The 20,579-nt window shown below is 32.0% G+C and carries 21 protein-coding genes; 1 reads left to right on the plus strand and 20 read right to left on the minus strand.

Annotated features, from left to right (window positions below; translation table 11 throughout):
• Nucleotides 1–65: 65 nt before the first annotated feature.
• From fabV to rpsF, 14 genes are all read right to left on the minus strand, one after another.
• On the minus strand, nt 66–1,256 hold the full coding sequence (gene fabV / locus J2W95_RS12600) for an enoyl-ACP reductase FabV (RefSeq protein WP_310007494.1): 1,191 nt from the start codon (nt 1,254–1,256) through the stop codon (nt 66–68).
• A 91-nt stretch (nt 1,257–1,347) separates the two neighbouring features.
• The gene (gene recN / locus J2W95_RS12605; RefSeq protein WP_310007496.1) at nt 1,348–3,000 is read right to left on the minus strand and encodes a DNA repair protein RecN; all 1,653 of its coding nucleotides are present in this window, start codon (nt 2,998–3,000) and stop codon (nt 1,348–1,350) included.
• A 51-nt stretch (nt 3,001–3,051) separates the two neighbouring features.
• Entirely contained in the window at nt 3,052–3,933 is an 882-nt protein-coding gene (gene porD, locus J2W95_RS12610) for a type IX secretion system protein PorD (RefSeq protein ID WP_310007498.1), read from the minus strand.
• On the minus strand, nt 3,926–5,137 hold the full coding sequence (gene coaBC / locus J2W95_RS12615) for a bifunctional phosphopantothenoylcysteine decarboxylase/phosphopantothenate--cysteine ligase CoaBC (protein WP_310007501.1): 1,212 nt from the start codon (nt 5,135–5,137) through the stop codon (nt 3,926–3,928). The genes porD and coaBC overlap by 8 nt, the downstream gene beginning before the upstream one ends.
• Nucleotides 5,138–5,146: 9 nt before the next feature.
• Entirely contained in the window at nt 5,147–5,464 is a 318-nt protein-coding gene (locus J2W95_RS12620; RefSeq protein WP_035634966.1) for a DNA-directed RNA polymerase subunit omega, read from the minus strand.
• An 8-nt stretch (nt 5,465–5,472) separates the two neighbouring features.
• On the minus strand, nt 5,473–6,267 hold the full coding sequence (locus J2W95_RS12625) for an outer membrane protein assembly factor BamD (protein ID WP_310007505.1): 795 nt from the start codon (nt 6,265–6,267) through the stop codon (nt 5,473–5,475).
• 129 nt (nt 6,268–6,396) lie between these two features.
• On the minus strand, nt 6,397–7,284 hold the full coding sequence (gene dapA / locus J2W95_RS12630; RefSeq protein WP_310007506.1) for a 4-hydroxy-tetrahydrodipicolinate synthase: 888 nt from the start codon (nt 7,282–7,284) through the stop codon (nt 6,397–6,399).
• 8 nt (nt 7,285–7,292) lie between these two features.
• Nucleotides 7,293–7,811, minus strand: a complete 519-nt coding sequence (locus J2W95_RS12635; protein ID WP_310007508.1) for a DUF6913 domain-containing protein — start codon at nt 7,809–7,811, stop codon at nt 7,293–7,295.
• A gap of 129 nt (nt 7,812–7,940) precedes the next feature.
• Nucleotides 7,941–8,639 (minus strand): hypothetical protein, encoded by a 699-nt coding sequence (locus J2W95_RS12640; RefSeq protein WP_310007510.1) that lies wholly within the window; start codon nt 8,637–8,639, stop codon nt 7,941–7,943.
• On the minus strand, nt 8,629–10,632 hold the full coding sequence (ligA, locus tag J2W95_RS12645; protein ID WP_310007512.1) for an NAD-dependent DNA ligase LigA: 2,004 nt from the start codon (nt 10,630–10,632) through the stop codon (nt 8,629–8,631). The genes J2W95_RS12640 and ligA overlap by 11 nt, the downstream gene beginning before the upstream one ends.
• A 74-nt stretch (nt 10,633–10,706) precedes the next feature.
• Complete coding sequence (locus J2W95_RS12650; protein WP_310007513.1) at nt 10,707–11,180, minus strand: DUF6495 family protein; 474 nt, start codon at nt 11,178–11,180, stop codon at nt 10,707–10,709.
• A gap of 136 nt (nt 11,181–11,316) precedes the next feature.
• Nucleotides 11,317–11,760 carry a 50S ribosomal protein L9 gene (rplI, locus tag J2W95_RS12655; RefSeq protein ID WP_310007515.1) on the minus strand — a complete coding sequence of 148 codons (444 nt, stop codon included), beginning with the start codon at nt 11,758–11,760 and terminating at the stop codon, nt 11,317–11,319.
• Nucleotides 11,761–11,826: 66 nt separating this feature from the next.
• Complete coding sequence (rpsR, locus tag J2W95_RS12660) at nt 11,827–12,123, minus strand: 30S ribosomal protein S18 (RefSeq protein WP_007138295.1); 297 nt, start codon at nt 12,121–12,123, stop codon at nt 11,827–11,829.
• 5 nt (nt 12,124–12,128) lie between these two features.
• Nucleotides 12,129–12,470, minus strand: coding sequence for a 30S ribosomal protein S6 (rpsF, locus tag J2W95_RS12665; protein ID WP_077370382.1), 342 nt, complete (start codon nt 12,468–12,470; stop codon nt 12,129–12,131).
• A 165-nt stretch (nt 12,471–12,635) separates the two neighbouring features.
• On the opposite strand from rpsF, the gene J2W95_RS12670 reads away from it, so the two are divergent.
• Nucleotides 12,636–13,331: a LytR/AlgR family response regulator transcription factor gene (locus J2W95_RS12670; protein ID WP_310007543.1), complete on the plus strand. Its 696-nt coding sequence runs from the start codon at nt 12,636–12,638 to the stop codon at nt 13,329–13,331.
• A gap of 10 nt (nt 13,332–13,341) precedes the next feature.
• On the opposite strand, the gene priA is transcribed toward J2W95_RS12670, so the two are convergent.
• The 6 genes from priA to J2W95_RS12700 all read right to left on the minus strand — a co-directional run bounded on the left by priA (nt 13,342) and on the right by J2W95_RS12700 (nt 20,535).
• Nucleotides 13,342–15,792, minus strand: a complete 2,451-nt coding sequence (gene priA, locus J2W95_RS12675) for a replication restart helicase PriA (protein WP_310007545.1) — start codon at nt 15,790–15,792, stop codon at nt 13,342–13,344.
• 24 nt (nt 15,793–15,816) lie between these two features.
• Complete coding sequence (bla-B1-FLAV, locus tag J2W95_RS12680) at nt 15,817–16,575, minus strand: subclass B1 metallo-beta-lactamase (RefSeq protein WP_310007547.1); 759 nt, start codon at nt 16,573–16,575, stop codon at nt 15,817–15,819.
• A 16-nt stretch (nt 16,576–16,591) separates the two neighbouring features.
• Nucleotides 16,592–17,026, minus strand: coding sequence for a DUF2147 domain-containing protein (locus J2W95_RS12685; RefSeq protein WP_310007549.1), 435 nt, complete (start codon nt 17,024–17,026; stop codon nt 16,592–16,594).
• Nucleotides 17,027–17,138: 112 nt separating this feature from the next.
• Nucleotides 17,139–18,071, minus strand: coding sequence for a YihY/virulence factor BrkB family protein (locus J2W95_RS12690; RefSeq protein ID WP_310007551.1), 933 nt, complete (start codon nt 18,069–18,071; stop codon nt 17,139–17,141).
• 4 nt (nt 18,072–18,075) lie between these two features.
• A complete protein-coding gene (nadC, locus tag J2W95_RS12695; protein ID WP_310007552.1) occupies nt 18,076–18,933 on the minus strand; it encodes a carboxylating nicotinate-nucleotide diphosphorylase in 858 nt (285 codons plus the stop codon).
• A gap of 225 nt (nt 18,934–19,158) precedes the next feature.
• Nucleotides 19,159–20,535: a M28 family peptidase gene (locus J2W95_RS12700; RefSeq protein ID WP_310007554.1), complete on the minus strand. Its 1,377-nt coding sequence runs from the start codon at nt 20,533–20,535 to the stop codon at nt 19,159–19,161.
• Between the last annotated feature and the right edge of the window lie 44 nt (nt 20,536–20,579).

Consider the following 20,579-nt stretch of genomic DNA (forward strand, 5'->3'; position numbering starts at 1 on the left):
TATTCTCTTGATTTAAACTATCAAGTAATAAGGTGTTTTCGAAAATTATAAATATTGTTTGCTAATTACCCAATACTTGGAATAGCAACCATTTCGTTTGTGTCTGCTTTATAATCAACACCATCAAATCCGAAACCAAACAGATTGTAGAAATCACTTCTATATCCTTCTAAATCTCCTAATTCAGCAAGATTCTCAGTTGTAGCTTCTAACCATAATTTAGCAACTTGAGCCTGAACATCCTCACGCATTTCCCAATCGTCAATACGGATTCTTCCTTTGTCATCAGTTATCATCGCTTCTCCAGTATATAGTCTTTGTTGGTACAAACGTTGAATTTGTTCGATACATCCTTCGTGAATTCCTTTCTCTTTCATTATTTTATACAATAAAGAAATGTACAATGGAATAACAGGAATTGCAGAACTAGCTTGAGTTACCAAAGCTTTATTTACAGAAACATAAGCTTTACCGTTGATATCTGCTAAACTATCTGAAATAGTGAATGCTGTAGCTTCTAAGTGATCTTTGGCACGACCAATTGTTCCTTTTCTATAAACAGCCTCAGTTAATGATGGCCCGATGTATGAATAAGCAACAGTTGTAGCACCTGGAGCCAATAAATTTTCAGCTTTCAAAGCATCAATCCACATTGCCCAATCCTCACCACCCATTACGGCAACTGTATTGGTAATATCTTCGTCATTACAAGGTTCGATTGAAATTTCAGAAACTTTTCCAGTATGAAAATCAACTGTTTTATTGGTAAAAGTACCTCCGATAGGTTTCAAAACAGAACGGTGTAAAACACCAGTGTTTGGATTTAATCTTACCGGTGAAGCAAGACTGTATATAATTAAGTCAACTTGACCTAAATCAGCTTTAATAAGATCTAATGTTTGTCTTTTTACTTCATTTGAAAACGCATCACCGTTAATACTTTTTGCGTACAAACCAGCTTTTTGAGCTTCTTTTTCAAAAGCAGCTGAATTATACCAACCTGGAGAAGCAGTTTTTCCTTCTGCAGGCTCTTTTTCAAAAAACACACCAATTGTAGCTGCATCAGAACCAAAAGCACTTGTAATTCTTGAAGCCAAACCAAAACCAGTTGAAGCTCCGATAACCAATACTTTCTTAGCTCCGGCTATAGTTCCTTTTGATTTTACATATTCAATTTGATTTTTAACACTTTGTTCGCTCCCTTTTGGTTGGGCTGTCAAACAAATAAATCCTCTCATTCTTGGTTCTATAATCATATTATCAGTACGTTAATTTATAATATATAATTTCAATTAATTGAATCTTTTAAAGCTTTTAAAATTGAATGGGCAAATATAGTCCAATTATTTAGTTCAACAAGGCTTTTGCGTGATTTAAGGCCGAATCTGAAATAACAGTTCCTGAGAGCATTTGTGCAATTTCTACAACTCGTTCTTCACTCGAAAGTAATTTCAATTCTGATTGGGTATCGTCTCCAACAGTAGATTTAAATACTTTAAAATGCTCATTACCCTTAGCTGCAATTTGAGGTAAATGGGTTATTGCAAATATTTGCATCTGAGTACTCATTTCTTTCATAATTCCTCCCATTCTATTGGCAATTTCCCCGGAAACACCAGTGTCAATTTCATCAAAAATCAATGTTGGCAATTTGGAATACTGTGCTAAGATTGCTTTCACAGCAAGCATAATACGGGACATCTCTCCACCTGAAGCCACTTTTTTCAATAACCCAAAATCAGTTCCTTTATTGGCTGAAATTAAAAATTGTAATTCGTCTTTTCCATTTTCGAAATACGTTGGAGTACTTTTCAATTCCATATTAAAACGCACATTAGGCATTCCCAAAGTCTCTAAAATGGATATTAATTTTTGTGACAAAAGTGGAATCGCCTCCAACCTATTCTTATGTATAGCGTCACAAATTTGGTCTAGCTCTTTAATATTGTCATCAACTAATTCGGTTAGTTTTGCAATCTCTTCATCAATATTTCCCAATTCCAATACTGAGTTTTCTAATTTGGTTTGAATAACCAATAACTCATCTACAGTACTTACTTGGTGTTTCTTTTGTAAATTATAAATCAATTGCAATTTTTGATTGATCAAATTTAATTGCTCAGGATCATTGATTAATTTTTCAGAACAACGGTTGAGTTCCGTTGAAATATCTTCAAACTCTATTTTTAAACTTGTTATTCTTTCAAACAACAAATTATAATCAGCAGAGAAAAGAGCAATTTTCTGAATGGCATTTTTTATTTCGTTCAAATTATGAAAAACTCCAATTTGTTCTTCATTGGCGATAGCCAACGATTTATCAAGTGCTTCTTTAATAATTTCTACATTATTCAGTTGCTCATAATTTTCCTCAAGAAATTCTTGCTCACCAGATTTTAGTTTAGCTGACACTAATTCTTCCAAAAGAAAAGTATTGTATTCTTGCTCTTTAGAAGCTTCAGATTTTCTTTTGGTTAAAGCATTTAATTTGGACTTATTCGATTTATAGTTTTTCAAAACCGATTGATAAGCTACAATTGTATCTAAATTACCTGCAATAGCATCAATAATTTTGAATTGCACATCCTCATCAGACAATTCTTGAGTTTGTTGTTGCGAATGAATATCTATTAAATATAAACTTAACTCTTGCAGCTCTTGTAAATTAACAGGACTGTCATTTATAAAAGCTCTGGATTTACCTGAAGGCAAAATTTCTCTTCGAATGATTGTTTCCGGTTCGTAGTCCAGATCATTGGCAATAAAAAAAGGCAGCAAATTGTATTTGGATATATCAAAATGGGCCTCAATTACACATTTTTCTTCTTTATTCTTAAGTGAAGTCAAGTCTGCCCTTTTTCCCAAAGCCAAACCTAAAGCCCCTAATATTATTGACTTCCCTGCTCCAGTTTCTCCTGTAATAATCGAAAAACCTTTTGAAAAATCGATTGATAATTTTTCAATTAAGGCATAGTTTTTTATGGCGAGTGAGGTTATCATTTTTGAAATTTTATGAGTAGATTGGATTAAATAGTAGAAATTATAAAAAGACTAATATTTTAATAATTGCCATTTACCGGAGTTTGATGAAGATGTTTTGTTTAAACTATCTACCATGTCATTTATTGCAACACTTGGCCCTCCAGAAAAAATTGATACAATTTCATCTGATTTGGAATCCATAAAAACACGCAATAAATAAGAATTTGGTTTAGTATTATTCAATTTGGATAAATTCATTAAAGAACCTTTAACAATTTCTTTTGCTTTCTTAAGATCTTGATGCATTGTATCTAAACCCAAATAATATTGAAAGCTTGATTGTCTTATTTCATTGTAAGTTGGCGACATTAAATCATTAATCAAAACAAATCTACTCAATGTACCATCAGACTGATTCCATCCTTTGTAACCTCCTTGCTGTGCTAAATTAGAAATATTCAACGCCTCTTTATAATAGCGATCTCCAAACAATGGAATAAAAGTATCGGCATCCATTCCTAAGATTATATAGCTATAAAATGAAAGTACCGAAACTAAATTTGAATCATAACTTGTTGGGATGTATGTCAAATTCTCGAATTCCGTATAATTAAAAGTAAAATCTTTATCATTTACATTCAAAACTGGAGAGGAATAAGTTGAATTAAAAATATTTCTAGAAGATTGAACCTGAATATTGGCTACAAATTGATCAGAAGTATAACTAGAAATCGTAATATACATCGAACAATCCACTTTTTCTTTTTGAGTAAGTGCTTGCCCCGTCCAATCTGTTTTATTGACAAATTCATTTATGGCAGTTTCCAGGGTTTTGAAAACCTGTTGATTGGCATTGCTTATTTTTTGTGTATTTAAAGTCACAGTACAATTTAGCTGCTGGGCTTGAATGAAGCCGCAACTAAAAAATAAAAACAAAACAAATCTAACCATAAAAATGTGCTATTACTTTGTTTAAAATATCATTGGCCACAGCCTCTTTAGATTTCAAATCCATTGGCTCGATTCTAAATGCACTATCTATAAAGGTAACTTTATTGGTGTTTTTTCCAAATCCAGCTCCTTCATCTTGCAGCGAATTAAGAACTATCAAATCTAAGTTTTTTTTCTGAATTTTCGCTTTAGCATTTTCAATTTCATTTTCAGTTTCTAAAGCAAAACCAATTAAAAACTGATTTTTCTTAATTTCTCCGAGTGAAGCCAAAATATCTTTGGTTTTCTCTAGTTCAATAGTAAAATCATCGGTCGCTTTTTTTATCTTTTGCGGAGCGATATTCTTTGGTCTATAATCAGCTACAGCAGCAGCTGCAATAGCCACATCCACCTCTTGATAATACAGATGGCACGCATCATACATTTCTTGAGCTGAAACCACTGGAATCACTTGAACCAAAGGGTGATTTATTTTAAAATAAGTAGGCCCTGAAATCAATATAACCGATGCACCAAGATTGGCTGCACTTTGGGCAATATCAAATCCCATTTTACCAGAAGAATGATTACCAATAAAACGAACTGGATCTATTGCTTCATAAGTAGGACCTGCAGTAATCAGTATTTTTTTTCCTTTTAATGGTAATTTGCTTTCGAGATCTGCTTCTAGGAAAGTAATAATATTTTCTGGTTCAGCCATTCGTCCTTCACCAGATAAACCACTTGCTAATTCTCCATTTTCAGCAGGAATCATTATATTACCAAATACCTTTAATGCACTAAAACTTTCAACTGTAGAAGGATGAATATACATATCTAAATCCATTGCTGGCGCAAAATAAACAGGACATTTTGCCGATAGATAACAAGCAATTAAAAGATTATCACATAACCCATTTGCCATTTTCGATAAAGTATTGGCAGTAGCAGGCGCTATAACCATTAAATCAGCCCAAAGGCCTAATTCTACATGACTATTCCATTCCTCATTTTTTTCATCTTTATTATAAAATTCTGAAAAAACGGGATTTTTAGATAGTGTAGATAAAGTAAGTGGCGTTATAAAATCCTTAGAAGCAGGTGTCATTATCACTTGGACATGTGCACCTGCTTTTATGAAGAGTCTAACTAATGAGGCCGTTTTATATGCAGCAATTCCGCCAGAAATTCCTAGCAAAATCTTTTTTCCGCTTAAAACTGACATTAGTATAGATTATTTATTTGCTTCTCTGTGGTAAATTTTACCGTCCAACCATTCTTGAACCGCTAAAGCGTGTGGTTTCGGAAGTTTTTCGTAAAATTTTGAAACTTCGATCTGCTCTTTATTTTCAAAAACTTCTTCTAAACTATCATTATAAGTAGCAAATTCCTCTAATTTCTCAGTTAATTCTTTTTTAATTTCAGAATTAATTTGATTTGCTCTTTTAGCCATAATTGTTATCGCCTCATACACATTTCCAGTAGGTTCTTCAATAACTGTTTTATTGTAAGTTATTGTATTTACTGGAGCATTTGTCTTTTTTAAATCCATGACTTTATTTATTTATTATATTTTTGCAATTCAACATCAATTTCTGCTAACATTTCGTCAGCTTTCTTTTTGTATTCAGTATCTGGTTTGAACTTTACCAAATTATTATAACTCGTTTTTGCTGTATTTAATCGTTCTTCCATTTTGGAAGGAATACTATTTATAGCTAATAAATAAGCTGAATCCAATTTATAATACAAAGCTTTTTCTTTATATGGAGTTCCTGGGAAATCTGCAATAAAATTATCAAAAGCAATAATAGCAGATTTATAGTTTGAAATTCTATTGTATTCTAATGCATTTTCATAAACTTTACGTTCAATCTTATCATTTAACTTTCTAGAAGTCGCATTCGCTTCAGCAATATATTGAGAATTTGGGTAACGGTCAATAAAACCTTGTATTTTTTCTATTGCCTTAAAAGTATCCGTTTGATCAATACTATAAACCGGCGACAACATTGAATAACTTTGAGCTCCTAAATAAGCACATTCTTCTGCTTTTTCACTTTTAGGGTAACCAGAAACAAAACTATCAAATTGATATCCTGCCAAATAATATTGTTTGGTTTTGTAACATGATTGAGCATACATGTAGAATAATTTTTCCCCTTGAGGTTTTCCTCTATATGCTGGTGCCAATTGTTCAAAAAGACGAATCGCTTTTGAATATTTTCCAGCATCATACAATTTGCTTGCAATATCAAACTTTACTGCGACATCTTCATTCTTTAATGCTGCCTGATAATCACTACAAGAGTACAAAAAGAGAGCAACAAGCAATACAGATATTATTTTCTTCATTTTATTCACTGATTATAATTTTTATCACAAATATTACATGCAATAAAAGCCACCAAAGTTAGCTGGCAAATTTAGTTATTAATTTAGCTATTACAAAATATTTCTTTATTTAAAAATATTTATAGCTTTTTATGTGTTTTTAACCATTTTCTTTACAAAAGAATCCAATCGAGTTGCTAACGATTCATCTACAGAAACCAATGGTAAACGAACAACATTCTCAGTAATACCAAGAATACTAAACACTTCTTTGATACCCGCTGGATTACCTTGCTCAAAAATCATATCAATACAATCAGCCAATAAATAATGTAATTTAAAGGCATCATCTACCTTTCTATTTAATCCCAAGCGAATCATCTCAGAAAACTCTTTTGGAAAACCTTGTCCAATTACCGAAATCACCCCTGCTCCTCCAGCTAAAACAACTGGTAAAGCAATCATATCATCACCCGAAATAACTAGGAAATCTTTAGGCTTATTTTTCAACAACTCCATTGCTTGAACCAAATCTCCAGCTGCTTCTTTTATCGCCACAATGTTTTCAAAATCATTTGCCAATCTAATAACTGTCGATGGCAACATATTACTGGATGTTCTTCCTGGAACATTATATAAAATCACTGGAATAGGCGATGCTTCAGAAACTGCCTTAAAATGCTGGTATATTCCTTCCTGACTTGGTTTATTGTAATATGGAGAAACAGACAGAATAGCAACAAACGCAGATAAATCTCTTGTACGTAATTCTTCAACAACATTCAAAGTATTATTCCCGCCAACACCAAGAACTAATGGCAATCTACCTGCATTAACTTCAATTACTGTTGCAATTACAAGCTCTTTTTCTAATTCTGACAATGTCGCATTTTCAGCAGTTGTACCCAAAACAACAAGATATTCGATTCCTCCGTCTATTGAAAAATTTACGACTCTTCTTAAAGCATCAATATCAATTGTAAAATCCTCTTTAAACGGTGTGATTAGGGCAACACCTGTTCCTATTAATGATTGCATAATTTAAATTATATTTTGTTTAATATTTTTAAGTATCGAAATAACTCACTTGTAAACCCCTTGTAATTCTCGGGTTCAATGGTTATCAAAAAGTGATTTAATCTTTTATCAACTGTTGAAAAACCAACTTTAAATTTTGCTTTGGAACTATTTGTTAAAAGCAATAAAAAAGGCCTTTCCTCATCATAATAGTTAATCAATAAATCAAATTCTTCTGAAATAAACTCATTTATGGATTGTTCCTTAAATCCTCCAGTGAAATTCAAATCCTTTAATCCAAATGCAGGCTCTAAATAAACTTCTTTGCTTTTCAAAACATCTCTAAAAACAATAACTTTGATATTGTTTTCAGAAATTCCATTGGAAATAATTTCCTGTTTCAAAGCTGCTGTTTTCAAAAAGTTGCTTTCATCAACAATCAAACCAACCCCAATAATAGGAGAGCTTAACGACTCATCCTTTACATTACGCAGGCTCTTTTTTAAAGTTTTTTTTAAGATAAAGCTCTTTATATAATTTAAAAACATAGCACTTTTAAAAGATTACAAATTTAATTATTTAAGTTACATTTGAGATGGTAAATCTAAAAAACTAAAACGGAGTTTTAAAACTTTTTGTTATATTCTTAACACTTTTTGTATTTTGATTTAAGGAAATCAAAAGCTACTTTCTTTTAATTCATCAGACACTTTATTTTTCTCCAAAAAATAATTAACCATAAAGAAATAAGATGAAAATTGAGTAATAATACTAATTAAAGTAAAAACATAGTTATAGAAATAAAACTTATATAGCACAAAAAAGATATCTGTAATTATAAAACAAATACACATCAACATGGCATTAAAAAAAGCATAACTGCCATTTTTAATATAGTTTAGAATTGAAATAACACTCAAAACACTCAAAATTATTCCAAAAGCTACATACAATGAAAAATCCAACTCTAAGTTTTCCAGTTTTAAATTCAAAACAGAGTAACAGATAGCTGCAATTCCAAAAATTAAAATAAAAATAGAAAGACTGTCTCTAAAACTAAATTTCAACTGTTTAAAATCTTTTTTTGCCATAAATATTAGCAAAACATAAACTGCCAATACACATAAAAAAGACCCCATTGCAGATTCACTAATCTTCAAGGTATTAAAAATATCCCGTACAAAAAACAAAAAGAAAATAATCGCTTTCAAACCTGACACTTTATAATTATTTGACACCAAATAATAGATAAACAAAGAGGGAATTATAATTGACTTAGTACAAAGTACCAAATTTTCAAATTCCATTAATTTGAATATAATAGCCAAAACAGAAGTAATAAAAAAAATTATAAGTGACGGAGTACTAGCTTTCATTTAACATTGTTATAAATTGATCTTCAGAAATTATAGTCACGTTGAGTTTGCTTGCTTTTTCTAATTTAGCAGGTCCCATATTCTCACCAGCCACAACAAAATCAGTTTTGGCCGATATAGAACTCCCTACTTTCCCGCCGTTATCTTCGATCGCTTTTTTTAATTCATCCCTAGAAAATGTAGAGAAAACACCAGAAACGACAAATGTTTTCCCTAAAAATTTCTCAGTTGCATTTGGATTTATTTTTTCGACAATTTCAAATTGTACGCCGTAACTTTTTAATCGTTCAATTATTCTCTTATTTTCTTCATTCTCAAAAAATTCAATTACACTTTTTGCAATTCTTTCGCCAATTTCATCAACTAAAATTAAATCCATCAAAGATGCATGATTTAAAGCATCAATATTTTTGTAATGTTTCGCTAATTTCTTGGCTACAGTTTCTCCAACAAAACGTATTCCGAGTGCAAACAAAACACTTTCAAACGGGATTTGTTTTGATTTCTCAACACCATTTACCAGATTTTCAGCTGATTTTTGGGCCATTCTTTCTAAGTGCAAAATATCTTCTACTTTTAATTCATACAAATCGGCATAGTTATGAACTAAATCATTTTTGAAAAGTAATGCAACCGTTTCACCACCAAGTCCCTCAATATCCATTGCTTTCCTCGAAATATAATGCTGAATTCTTCCTATAATTTGTGGAGGACATCCATAAAAATTCGGGCAATAATGATTTGCTTCTCCTTCCCCGCGTATTAATTCAGTATTGCACTCAGGACAATGATTTATGTATTTTGTAGGCTCAGAATTATCTAGACGCTTGCTCAAATCAACAGCTATAATTTTAGGAATGATCTCCCCTCCTTTTTCAACAAAAACGATATCATTAATTCGGATATCTAACTTTTCAATTTGATCTGCATTATGCAAAGATGCCCTTTTGACAATAGTTCCTGCCAATTGTACCGGCTCAAGATTAGCAACCGGCGTAATAGAACCAGTTCTTCCAACCTGATACGAAATCGAGTTCAATTTAGTAAAAACCTGTTCCGACTTAAATTTATAAGCAATTGCCCAACGAGGTGATTTTGCTGTATAGCCTAATTCATCTTGATAGTGTAAATTATTAACTTTCACAACAACACCATCTGTTTCATACGGTAACTCATGGCGATGAACATCCCAATACTCTATAAACTGAAATACTTCTTCTAGATTTTTTGCCAATTTAGTTTCAACCGGAGCTTTGAATCCCCATTCCCTTGCAACTTCAAGTCCTTCAAATTGTGAATTAAAAGGTAAATTAGGACCAATCAAAAAATAAAGCAAACAATCCAAAGGTCGTTTGGCAACTTCGGAACTATCTTGCAATTTTAAACTCCCAGAAGCAGTGTTTCTTGGATTGGAATAAGGAGTTTCTCCAATTTCGATTAATTCCTGGTTCATTTTTTCGAATCCGGCAAAAGGCAAAATAATTTCACCACGAATAGCAAACTGTTCCGGATAATCCCCTTTCAACTGTAAAGGAATAGACTTTATTGTCTTTATATTATTGGTCACATCATCTCCCTGAAAACCATCTCCACGAGTCACCGCCCGTTTCAATATTCCATTTTCATAAGTGATACTGATTGAAGCTCCATCATACTTTAATTCGCAAGTATATTCTAATGGTACATTACCTAAAACCTTCTGAATTCGATTTTCCCAATCGATTAAATCTTCTTTGGAATAAGAATTGTCTAAAGAATACATGCGGTATTCATGGGGAATTGTTTCAAAGTTTTTAGTCACCGTTCCTCCTACTCTTTGCGTTGGCGAATTGGTATCAAAAAATTCGGGATGTTTATTTTCTAAGTCTTGAAGCTCCTTTAATTTCATATCAAACTCATAATCAGACAATGTTGGTTTATCCAACACATAATAATTATGATTGTGAAGATTGAGTTCTTCCCTAAGTGTTTGAATGGTTTGCTGTATATTCATAAAACAAAAAATTGGCTATTTTAGTGTATCAAATAATCCACTAAAATAACCAATTTAAAGTTTAAAAATCAAATTTAAGCCTCGATAATCGAATTAATTTGATTGTATAATTGACCATCGCTCAAGAAGGATCCTTGTTGAATTAGTTGAAAAATGGAAAGATTACGTTCTTCTGTAAATTCTTTTTTTCCTACTTTCATTTCAATCGTATCGGTAAACATATTATCACTAAGCCATTCCAAACCTTCTTTACTTAAAAAATCAGTTTCTGGAACTAATGATTTCAAGACAATCGATTTTATATGAGTATCAAAACATTGAAAAAGAAAAATATGCTTTTTGGAGAAAAACTCTAGATAGGTTGCTTTCGAAAGCACACCTTCCCAAATTAAATCCGAGAAAACATCCAATTCCTGTTCGGCAACTTCAGGTTTTTCGCTTTTGATTTGATCCCATTCTGCTTTATCAATTGTTTGGGTGGCCAAAAAATTAGTAAATTCTTGCGTTAACTCCTCAAATTGTTCTTTTGTTAGTCTGGTGTATTTCATGTCATTGCAAGGAACGAAGCAATCTCGTTCCTAATAATTAAAAGTTAATAATGATGTGATTGCTTCGTTCCTCGCAATGACACTAAACAAAAAAAATCCCGATTTGCATCGGGATTTTGATATATAGATTTAGAAATTATGCTTTTTCAGCAACGATTTCATAAGCTAATTCTACAATTACATCTCTGTGTAATCTTACAGAAGCACTGTATTTACCAGTACGCTTAACGATACCAGAAGTGATAAATTTTCTATCAATTTCTTGACCACCTTTAGCTAAAGCTTCAGCGATATCAATGTTTGTAATTGAACCAAATAATTTTTCACCACCTGCTTTTGCAGAAATTTTAATTTCGATAGCTTTCAAAGTTTCAGCCAATGCTTTAGCATCTGCTACAACTTTAGCTTCTTTGTGAGCTCTTTGTTTTAGGTTTTCAGCTAATACTTTCTTTGCAGAAGAAGTAGCTAAATGAGCAAATCCTTGTGGGATTAAAAAGTTACGACCGTATCCGTTTTTCACAGTTACTACATCATCTTTAAATCCTAAATTTTGAACATCTTTTCTTAAAATAAGTTCCATGTTGTTGTCCTTTTTTATAGAAGTTAGGTTTCATATCTCAGAAAACCAACAACTGTTAATTTTTAATTATTTCAATAAATCGGCCACGTATGGCATTAAAGCTAAGTGACGAGCTCTTTTCACAGCTACAGAAACTTTTCTTTGGTATTTTAATGAAGTTCCTGTTAAACGACGAGGAAGAATTTTTCCTTGCTCATTAACGAATTTCAATAAGAAATCAGCATCTTTATAATCGATATATTTGATACCTGATTTTTTGAAACGACAGTACTTTTTAGTTTTGTTAGTTTCTATGTTCAAAGGCGTAAGATATCTGATATCCCCGTCTTTTTTTCCTGAAGCAGATTGTTGTAATGTTGCCATGATAATTAAGCTTTTTGAGATTTAAGTTTTGCTCTTCTTCTTTCAGCCCAAGAAATAGCATGTTTGTCAAGACTTACAGTTAAGAAACGCATAACTCTTTCGTCTCGTCTGAATTCAGTTTCAAAAGCAATAAGAACTTCTCCTGACACTTTAAATTCGAACAAATGGTAAAAACCACTTTTCTTGTTTTGGATTTCGTAAGCCATCTTTTTAAGACCCCAGTCTTCTTTAGATACCATTTCTGCTCCTCTACTAGTAAGAAAATCTTCAAATTTGCTTACTGTTTCCTTTACCTGAACTTCAGATAAAACGGGATTTAAAATGAAAACAGTTTCATAATGATTCATAAAAAATTTATTTATTTGTTAAATTGGGTGCAAAAGTAATCTTTTTTTTTGAACATGCAAACACAAAAACACTATAATCGACGTATGACGAAAAAAGATTGGATTTTTTTAGATTTATAAAAAAAAAAAACTATTTTTACTTGACCAAATCAAAAATTTGATATTATGAAACTAAACTGTGTAGTCGTAGATGATAGTTCAATACAAAGAATGATTATTGCAAAATTAGTTAATAATCACACTAACTTAAATTTAATTGGCGATTTTTCTAATGCAATAGAAGCCAAAAGTTGTATGACTGTTCATACGGTAGACTTAATATTTCTTGATATTGAGATGCCTGTTATTAGTGGTTTTGATTTCCTTGACGGTTTAAAAACCAAGCCCCAGATTATCTTCATTACTTCAAAAGCCGAATACGCAATGAAAGCTTTTGATTATGATGCCACAGATTATCTACAAAAGCCAATTTCTATTGAGCGTTTTAATGCATCTGTTCGTAGAGCTATCGATCATTTCCTTCTTAAGAAAGAAAATAAAGAAGACGAAGGCGAACATATATTTATAAAAAGTAATCTGAAAAAATTAAAAGTTTTTACTTCTAAGATTAAATGGATTGAAGCTTTTGGTGATTATGTAAAAGTAGTTACAGAAGACGACAGTAATCTTGTACTTTCGACGATGAAATCTTTTGAAAATGATTTATCTAAAGATAAATTTATAAGGGTTCACAAATCTTACATCGTAAATATTGACAAGATTGATCGTTTCAACAGTAAGTTTGCAGAAATCGGAGTAACGAAAATCCCTTTAAGTAGGAACAAAAAAGAAGACTTAGTAAAAGCACTAGCCTATTCATAAAATTTACCCTTTAATAAAAATCAACATTTACAGTAACTTTTATAGCTCTGTATTGCGACACAGCTTCAAAACTATTCAGTATCTTCTGAATAGTTTTTTTTGTGCTTACAATTGACGCATTTTGAGGTATCTTAATAATTATTGTTCTAATATACTCATTTCGGATTCTACTGATTGCTGGCTCTTCAGGACCTAAAACTGGCATAGTCAAATTTTGACTCAACACTTGATATAACCACATTGCCCCTTCCTTGAGCTTATCAAAATCACGTTGTTTTAAAGTCAATTTCACAATCCTAAAATAGGGCGGATATTTATAGATTTGCCTGTCATACAACTGTTCCTTATACATTCCAATATAATCGTTATTAGTAACCTGTTGTATGGTATTATGATTCACATTATAAGTCTGGATAATTACTTTCCCTTTCTTTTCAGATCGGCCAGCACGTCCCGCGACTTGAGTCATCATTTGAAAACTTCTTTCGAAAGCTCTAAAATCGGGATGATACAACATGGTATCAGCATTCATAATACCAACCAAATTAACATTATCAAAATCCAATCCTTTGGCAAGCATTTGAGTTCCTACCAAAACATCAAATTCCCTATTCTTGAAACTATCAATAATTTTATCAAACCCAAATTTCCCTCGAGTCGTATCCTGATCCATTCTGCCAATTTTTGCACTAGGAAAAATCGTCAATAACTCCTGCTCTATTTGTTCAGTACCCAAACCTTTAGTTGTTAAATCAACACTATGACAAGCATGACAATGAGTAGGATTTGCAATAGCATAACCACAATAATGACAACGTAATTGATTTTTATGTTTATGATACGTCAAACTTACATCACACTCCTGACAATGTGGAACATGCCCACAAGTAATACATTCGATAATTGGCGAATATCCTCTTCTGTTTTGAAACAAAATCACTTGTTCATCCAAAGACAAAGCAGTCGTGATTTCATCAATTAAAACATCACTAAAATGACCATTCATTTTTTTTCGGAAGTATTTGTCTTTCAAATCAACCAATTCAACTTCAGGCAAACTGACTTTACCAAAACGTTCTGAGATTTCGACGAAACCAAATTTTCCGGATACTGCATTATAATATGTTTCAATACTTGGAGTTGCAGAACCCAAAAGCACTTTGGCCTGATGTGCATTTGCCAAAACTATAGCAGCATCACGGGCATGATAACGAGGCGCAGGATCTGATTGCTTAAAAGTTTGTTCGTGCTCTTCATCAATAACCACAAATCCCAAATCATGAAAAGGCAAAAACAAAGCCGATCTGGCTCCAATCACTATTTGGGCTTTCTCAGCATTTAACAGAACCTGATTCCAAACTTCTACTCTTTCATTATTATTATATTTCGAATGAAAAACAGCTACTTTGTTTCCGAAATGAGCTCGCAGTCTAGAAACCAATTGAGCAGTCAAAGCAATTTCGGGCAACAAATACAAAACTTGTTTCCCTGTTGCCAAATATTCTTCAATAAGTTTGATGTAAATTTCGGTCTTCCCACTTGAAGTTATACCATGTAAAAGACATACTGGTTTTTGCTCAAAACTTTCTTTTATTGATTCAAAAACTTTTTGTTGAGCAACACTCAACTGCAATTCTCCCTCTCTTCCACTTCCTGAAAAATTGATTCGATCTTCCTGCAAATGATACTCTTCAAAAATTTCTTTTTCGACTAATGCTTTAACAATAGAAGGAGAAGACTGGGCAGTTTCAACTAATTTTTTTACTGTAATCGGTTTTTTCTCAACTGCACTTAATTGGAAAAAATTTAAAACAATCTCTTTTTGTTTGTTGGCATTTTTTAGAATTTCAAGTAATTCTTTTAAACCATCATCAGTATTGTATTTTGAATGCAATCGAACGTATCGTACCAACTTTGGCTTGTAACTTTCTTGAACTTCTTCATGTAGTACCAGAATATTTTTATCAATCAATTTTTGAATAACAGGAAAAATGCTCTTCTTATTCAAAATTGAAATAATATCCTGCACTTTCAAAGAACTCTGTTGCTGAAGCGCTTCATAAACTAAATATTCATCATCCGAAAGCAAACTTTCATCAACAAATACATCATTTTTTTTTGTTATAAGTGTTTCACTTTCCAATAACAATGCGCTAGGCATAGCGCCGCGATACACATCACCTATAGCACACATATAATAATCTGCAATCCAAATCCAATGATTGATTTGAAATTCGGTTACTAATGGAATATTGTCTAAAATTTGATGAATTTCTTTAGCTTCGTACAAAATCGGTTTGTTATTGTGAATTTCAATCACCAAAGCCGTGTAAATTTTACTTTTCCCAAAAGGCACCGTCACCCTCATCCCTTTTTTTATAAAAAGAAACTCAGCTTCCGAAACTCTGTATGTAAAAGTTTTGGCAAGAGAAAGCGGTAAAACAACTTCGACGAAATGCATGTAAAGAATTTATGGTCTGTAAAATTACTTTTTATTTAATTTATTATCAGACGCTTTTTTAGTTTTATATTCCTGAACCAATTTCAAAGTATGATTCAAAGATTCTGTATCAGTCCAATTTTCATGACCTGGAATAATATATTTTGGCTTTTTAAATTTTGTCTGAACTTTTTCAATAGATTCCTCCCACTCATCAACATCAGCATCGTCTAGATAACCCAAATCTTTAGCGTCAGCACTTTTAACAAAACATCCTCCATAGAGTACTTTTTCATTATCAAACCAAACTACAATATTATCTAACGCATGTCCTTTTCCAGGATAATAAACTTCAAATTTATATTTCCCTACTTTAAAAACAGTATCATTCGAAATTATAAATTCGGCTCTATTTTCATTTTTATTTTTTAGAATCTGATCCGTTAATTTTGTAGTATACGTTTTAATTCCTTTTTGTCTATAAAATTTCAAACCTCCTGAACGATCGTCATGAGAATGCGTTGCAAAATACATCACCACATTCTTTTTGTGTTTTGATTTTATACTATCCAGTAAAGGCTGAAATTGAGATTTATCCCAAGGAGCATCAAACAAAACTACTCCTTGATCTGTAACCAAATACATTGCGTTTGCAGAGATTAGAGTTTCTTTATATTTATTAAACGTTTTATAAATATAAAAATCTCCCATAAGATGACTTATTTGCAATGGCGAATTTTTAGATTGTCCAAAACTATTTGACAGTATTATGAAAAATAAAATTATCGCTACTGCTCTTCGCATTTTATATACTAAAAAATTAATTTTTCACTCTTGACCAGTATTGGGTTCTTCCCATAATTGAAAGCCCAATATAACCGCGAAGTTTTAATTTATCTGGTGATTCTAATGTAATATAACATTTATATTTTTTACCGTTTTCAGGATCTAAAATTGTTCCTCCGTTGTATTCTGAACCGTCTTTTTTAAGTCCATTAATTATAACCATTCCTAAAATTGGCTTGTTTTTATCGGCACCTTCACATTTCGAACAAACATCTTTTTTGTGATCTGCACGAAGTATTTCGACAACTTTGCCGTATACTTTTCCTGATTTTTCGTAAACTTCAACAATTGATTTAGTTTCTCCAGTTTCATCATCAATTGTTTTCCATTTTCCAAGAACAGTTTGTCCTTGAACATTAAAAATCATTGCAAAAAACACTACTAAACTAAATACGATACTTTTTTTCATTTTTCTTAAATTATTGTCTCACTGTTTTATAATACCAAATCACTGCAACAAACAGTCCATGGGTTTCTTTTGACAAGTATACAAAATTTCATTTAACAATCTTATTATATTCTTAAACTTTAATCTCCTTTTCTGTCTTTTTTAACTTACGAATTGTAGCATTCAATTCGAAACCCAGTAACAAAATCATACAGTTAATCCAGATATAGAACATCATAATTAACAATGTTCCTATTGAACCATATAATTCGTTGTATTTTGAAAATCGTATCACCCAGATTCCAAAAAAATAGGATGAAATAATTATAAGCACCGTAGTAAAAACGGATCCAACACTTATAAATGGTGGTGTATGTGATTGTTTTGTGCCAAATCTCAATAAAATAGAAGTAGTGATTAACATCATCAGAATAACAAAAAGATATCTTCCAACAATAATCAACGGGATTTGGTCATTTAAAACATCCTGAATTGCCGTACTCTGAATCACAACCTCAAAAACGACAATAATTGCAACAGTCATAAGTAGAATAATGGATAGCAGTAATGAAATCCCTAAGGCAACAAAATATTGATTCAAAAACCCCCTTTTTTCCAAAACATGCCGAGAAGATTCAAATCCGCCAAGAATCCCATTTATACCATTTGCCATCAAGAAAATCGAGAGTAAAAATCCAGAAGATACTAACCCAGAATGACTATTATTAAGAATATCGTTTATGATATTAGCAATTGCATCATAAGTGTTAGGCGGCACACCTTCCTTAACAAATTGAAGAAAATCGTCCTGAAATCCTTCTATTGGTATGTAGGGAATTAAGTTTAGAATAAATAATGCAAAAGGAAAAAGTGCCATAAAAAAACTAAATGCAACGGCACTGGCATGATAGGAAAATGCTCCATCGATGATTCCTTCAAAATACAATTCTAATAAATCATATAATGAAAAACCTCTCAATCCAGGAACTTTTATCCTTTTCAAGACATGCATCAAGTTTCTTACTACAGGGATTTTTTCGAGTTTAGCTTCAATTATTAAGCTCATAATTCTAAATTGCTTTTAGACTTAAATCCATATTATAAACAGAATGAGTTAACGCTCCCGATGAAATATAATTGACGCCGCATTCAGCATAAAACCTCATGGTATCTTCATTGATATTACCCGAAGATTCTGTTTGGCATTTGTCACCTATTAATGCCACTGCAGTGCGAGTATCTTCATAATTAAAATTATCAATTAAAATTCTATGTACTCCTTCGCTTTTTAAAATTTCTTCAATTTCATCGAGGTCTCTGGCTTCAACAATTATTTTAAGATCTAAATTATTTTCCTGTAAATAGGCTTTTGTTTTGGCTATTGCCAATGTAATACCACCCGCAAAATCAATATGATTATCTTTTAGCATTACCATATCATACAATGCAAAACGGTGATTTTCTCCACCACCAATTTTAACTGCCCATTTTTCAGCCACACGAAATCCTGGCGTCGTTTTTCGTGTATCCAATATTTTTGTATTCGTACCTTTTAATAATTGTACAAAACTATTCGTTTTGGTTGCAATTGCACTCATGCGCTGCATTGTATTCAAAACTACTCTTTCGGATTTTAAAATTGATTGAGAACTACCCGAAACATGAAAAACAATATCCCCTTTTTTTACTGGAGATCCATCTTCGATAAAAGTTTCTATTTGCATTTTAGGATCAACATAATCAAATACCATTTTGGCAAATGCAACTCCAGCAATTACACCATCTTCTTTTACCAATAATTTAGCTTTTCCTTGAGCATCTGCAGGAATACAGGCCAATGAGCTATAATCTCCAGATCCTACATCCTCTCTAATGGCATTAGCAATTAAGACCTTTAATTCGTTTTGAAACTGCGCTTCACTAATCATTTTTTCATCCTTTTAATAGAGTGCTAAAGTAGGATTTATTTTGTGCATTAAAAAGTAAGTCCGTTTTAAAAATTTGGAATTTCACATTTATTTATAACTATTCATTCTTCCAATTACTAAATCGTCAAAAGAATTATAAATAAGACTATTTTTCAAAAGAAAACCTGTAAGTATCTATATTACTTACAGGTTTTCGATTTCCTTTATTTTGGTTTTGACAGCTAATTATTCAACCCCATTTTGATCAATCATATAGATCAAAGCAGCCATAGTTCCTGCTCCAAGTTCTAATTCTCTTTTATTGATTGCATCAAATTTATCGTTTGCTGCGTGATGGTAATCAAAATAACGTTGAGAATCAGGCTTCAATCCTGCTTTCACAATTGTTTTTCCCGTTAATGGGCCTATATCTGATCCTGCATGTCCTTTTTCAAAACTATGAATTAGATATGGTTCGAATAATGGTTTCCATTTTGTAATCTTCGATAAATTAGCATCATCACATTCTAATGAAAAACCTCTTGGAGTAAAACCTCCTTCGTCACTTTCTAAAGCAAAAATGTGGTTTTCTTTGTTAGCTAATGACAATTCTTGGTACTTCCTTCCCCCTCTTAATCCATTTTCTTCATTCATAAAAAGAACAACTCGAAGTGTATTTTTAGGTTTATAATTTAAATTTTTAAAAATATTCATCACTTCCATACTTTGTACTACTCCTGCTCCATCATCATGTGAACCATCGGCCAAATCCCATGAATCAAGGTGACCACCTACAACCATAATGTTTTCTGGATGTTCTGTTCCTCTGATTTCTCCAACTACATTATAAGAAAGTACATCTTCAAATTGCTGACAAGATTGTTTAAAATAGAATTTTAAATTAGGGTTGCTTTTTAAACTCTTGCTTAACAATTCAGCCCCATTGGTACTAATAGCAGCCGTTGGAATGTATTTTTCTTTCGGGATATCACCATAACTTTGCCCTCCTGCGTGTGGAAAATCATCTAAACGCAAATTTAAAGAACGAACAATTGTCCCTACAGCCCCATACTTAGAGGCTTCTTTTGCCCCATTATATCTTTGGTCTCCAGCTCCAGAATAGGCATCAAAAGCATCAATAACTCCATTATTCATAGGTCTGTTATAGAATACAATTTTTCCTTTTATTTTATCTTCCCCCAAAGCTTTCAATTCATCAAAATTATGAACTTCAACCACTTGAGCAGTTACACCATTTTTTGGAGTTGCAATTGAACCTCCCAAAGCGCAAATTGGCACTTTGATTTTAGTTTTATTGTCTTGAATATAGGCTGTTTCTTTTTCTCCACGAACCCAATGTGGCACCATTACTTCTTGCAAATACACTTTGTCAAAACCTAATTTTTCCATTTGACTTTTGGTGTATTGAACCCCTTTTTCGGCTCCCTCAGAACCCGATAAGCGAGATCCTACATTATTTGACAAATGATCCAACCAAGAATAGCATTGTGATTTTGTTAATGCTGAATTGTAAATTTCTTTAAAAAACTGTTCGTCTTTGTTTTGAGCAAACAAAGCAACACTATTTACAAAAAGTAAAGAAAGAAGTAGGCTTTTTTTCATTTTGGTTATTCTTAATTTATTAGTTTTAGTTAATTGTTGTGCAA

The sequence above is a fragment of the Flavobacterium granuli genome (assembly GCF_031456055.1).
Classification (GTDB): Bacteria; Bacteroidota; Bacteroidia; order Flavobacteriales; family Flavobacteriaceae; genus Flavobacterium; species Flavobacterium granuli_A.

Bases quoted from the DNA above. Each gene is read 5' to 3' on its own strand.
- fabV (WP_310007494.1), bottom strand. From the start codon at position 1,256: ATGATTATAGAACCAAGAATGAGAGGATTTATTTGTTTGACAGCCCAA.
- recN (WP_310007496.1), bottom strand. From the start codon at position 3,000: ATGATAACCTCACTCGCCATAAAAAACTATGCCTTAATTGAAAAATTA.
- porD (WP_310007498.1), bottom strand. From the start codon at position 3,933: ATGGTTAGATTTGTTTTGTTTTTATTTTTTAGTTGCGGCTTCATTCAA.
- coaBC (WP_310007501.1), bottom strand. From the start codon at position 5,137: ATGTCAGTTTTAAGCGGAAAAAAGATTTTGCTAGGAATTTCTGGCGGA.
- J2W95_RS12620 (WP_035634966.1), bottom strand. From the start codon at position 5,464: ATGGATTTAAAAAAGACAAATGCTCCAGTAAATACAATAACTTACAAT.
- J2W95_RS12625 (WP_310007505.1), bottom strand. From the start codon at position 6,267: ATGAAGAAAATAATATCTGTATTGCTTGTTGCTCTCTTTTTGTACTCT.
- dapA (WP_310007506.1), bottom strand. From the start codon at position 7,284: ATGCAATCATTAATAGGAACAGGTGTTGCCCTAATCACACCGTTTAAA.
- J2W95_RS12635 (WP_310007508.1), bottom strand. From the start codon at position 7,811: ATGTTTTTAAATTATATAAAGAGCTTTATCTTAAAAAAAACTTTAAAA.
- J2W95_RS12640 (WP_310007510.1), bottom strand. From the start codon at position 8,639: ATGAAAGCTAGTACTCCGTCACTTATAATTTTTTTTATTACTTCTGTT.
- ligA (WP_310007512.1), bottom strand. From the start codon at position 10,632: ATGAATATACAGCAAACCATTCAAACACTTAGGGAAGAACTCAATCTT.
- J2W95_RS12650 (WP_310007513.1), bottom strand. From the start codon at position 11,180: ATGAAATACACCAGACTAACAAAAGAACAATTTGAGGAGTTAACGCAA.
- rplI (WP_310007515.1), bottom strand. From the start codon at position 11,760: ATGGAACTTATTTTAAGAAAAGATGTTCAAAATTTAGGATTTAAAGAT.
- rpsR (WP_007138295.1), bottom strand. From the start codon at position 12,123: ATGGCAACATTACAACAATCTGCTTCAGGAAAAAAAGACGGGGATATC.
- rpsF (WP_077370382.1), bottom strand. From the start codon at position 12,470: ATGAATCATTATGAAACTGTTTTCATTTTAAATCCCGTTTTATCTGAA.
- J2W95_RS12670 (WP_310007543.1), top strand. From the start codon at position 12,636: ATGAAACTAAACTGTGTAGTCGTAGATGATAGTTCAATACAAAGAATG.
- priA (WP_310007545.1), bottom strand. From the start codon at position 15,792: ATGCATTTCGTCGAAGTTGTTTTACCGCTTTCTCTTGCCAAAACTTTT.
- bla-B1-FLAV (WP_310007547.1), bottom strand. From the start codon at position 16,575: ATGCGAAGAGCAGTAGCGATAATTTTATTTTTCATAATACTGTCAAAT.
- J2W95_RS12685 (WP_310007549.1), bottom strand. From the start codon at position 17,026: ATGAAAAAAAGTATCGTATTTAGTTTAGTAGTGTTTTTTGCAATGATT.
- J2W95_RS12690 (WP_310007551.1), bottom strand. From the start codon at position 18,071: ATGAGCTTAATAATTGAAGCTAAACTCGAAAAAATCCCTGTAGTAAGA.
- nadC (WP_310007552.1), bottom strand. From the start codon at position 18,933: ATGATTAGTGAAGCGCAGTTTCAAAACGAATTAAAGGTCTTAATTGCT.
- J2W95_RS12700 (WP_310007554.1), bottom strand. From the start codon at position 20,535: ATGAAAAAAAGCCTACTTCTTTCTTTACTTTTTGTAAATAGTGTTGCT.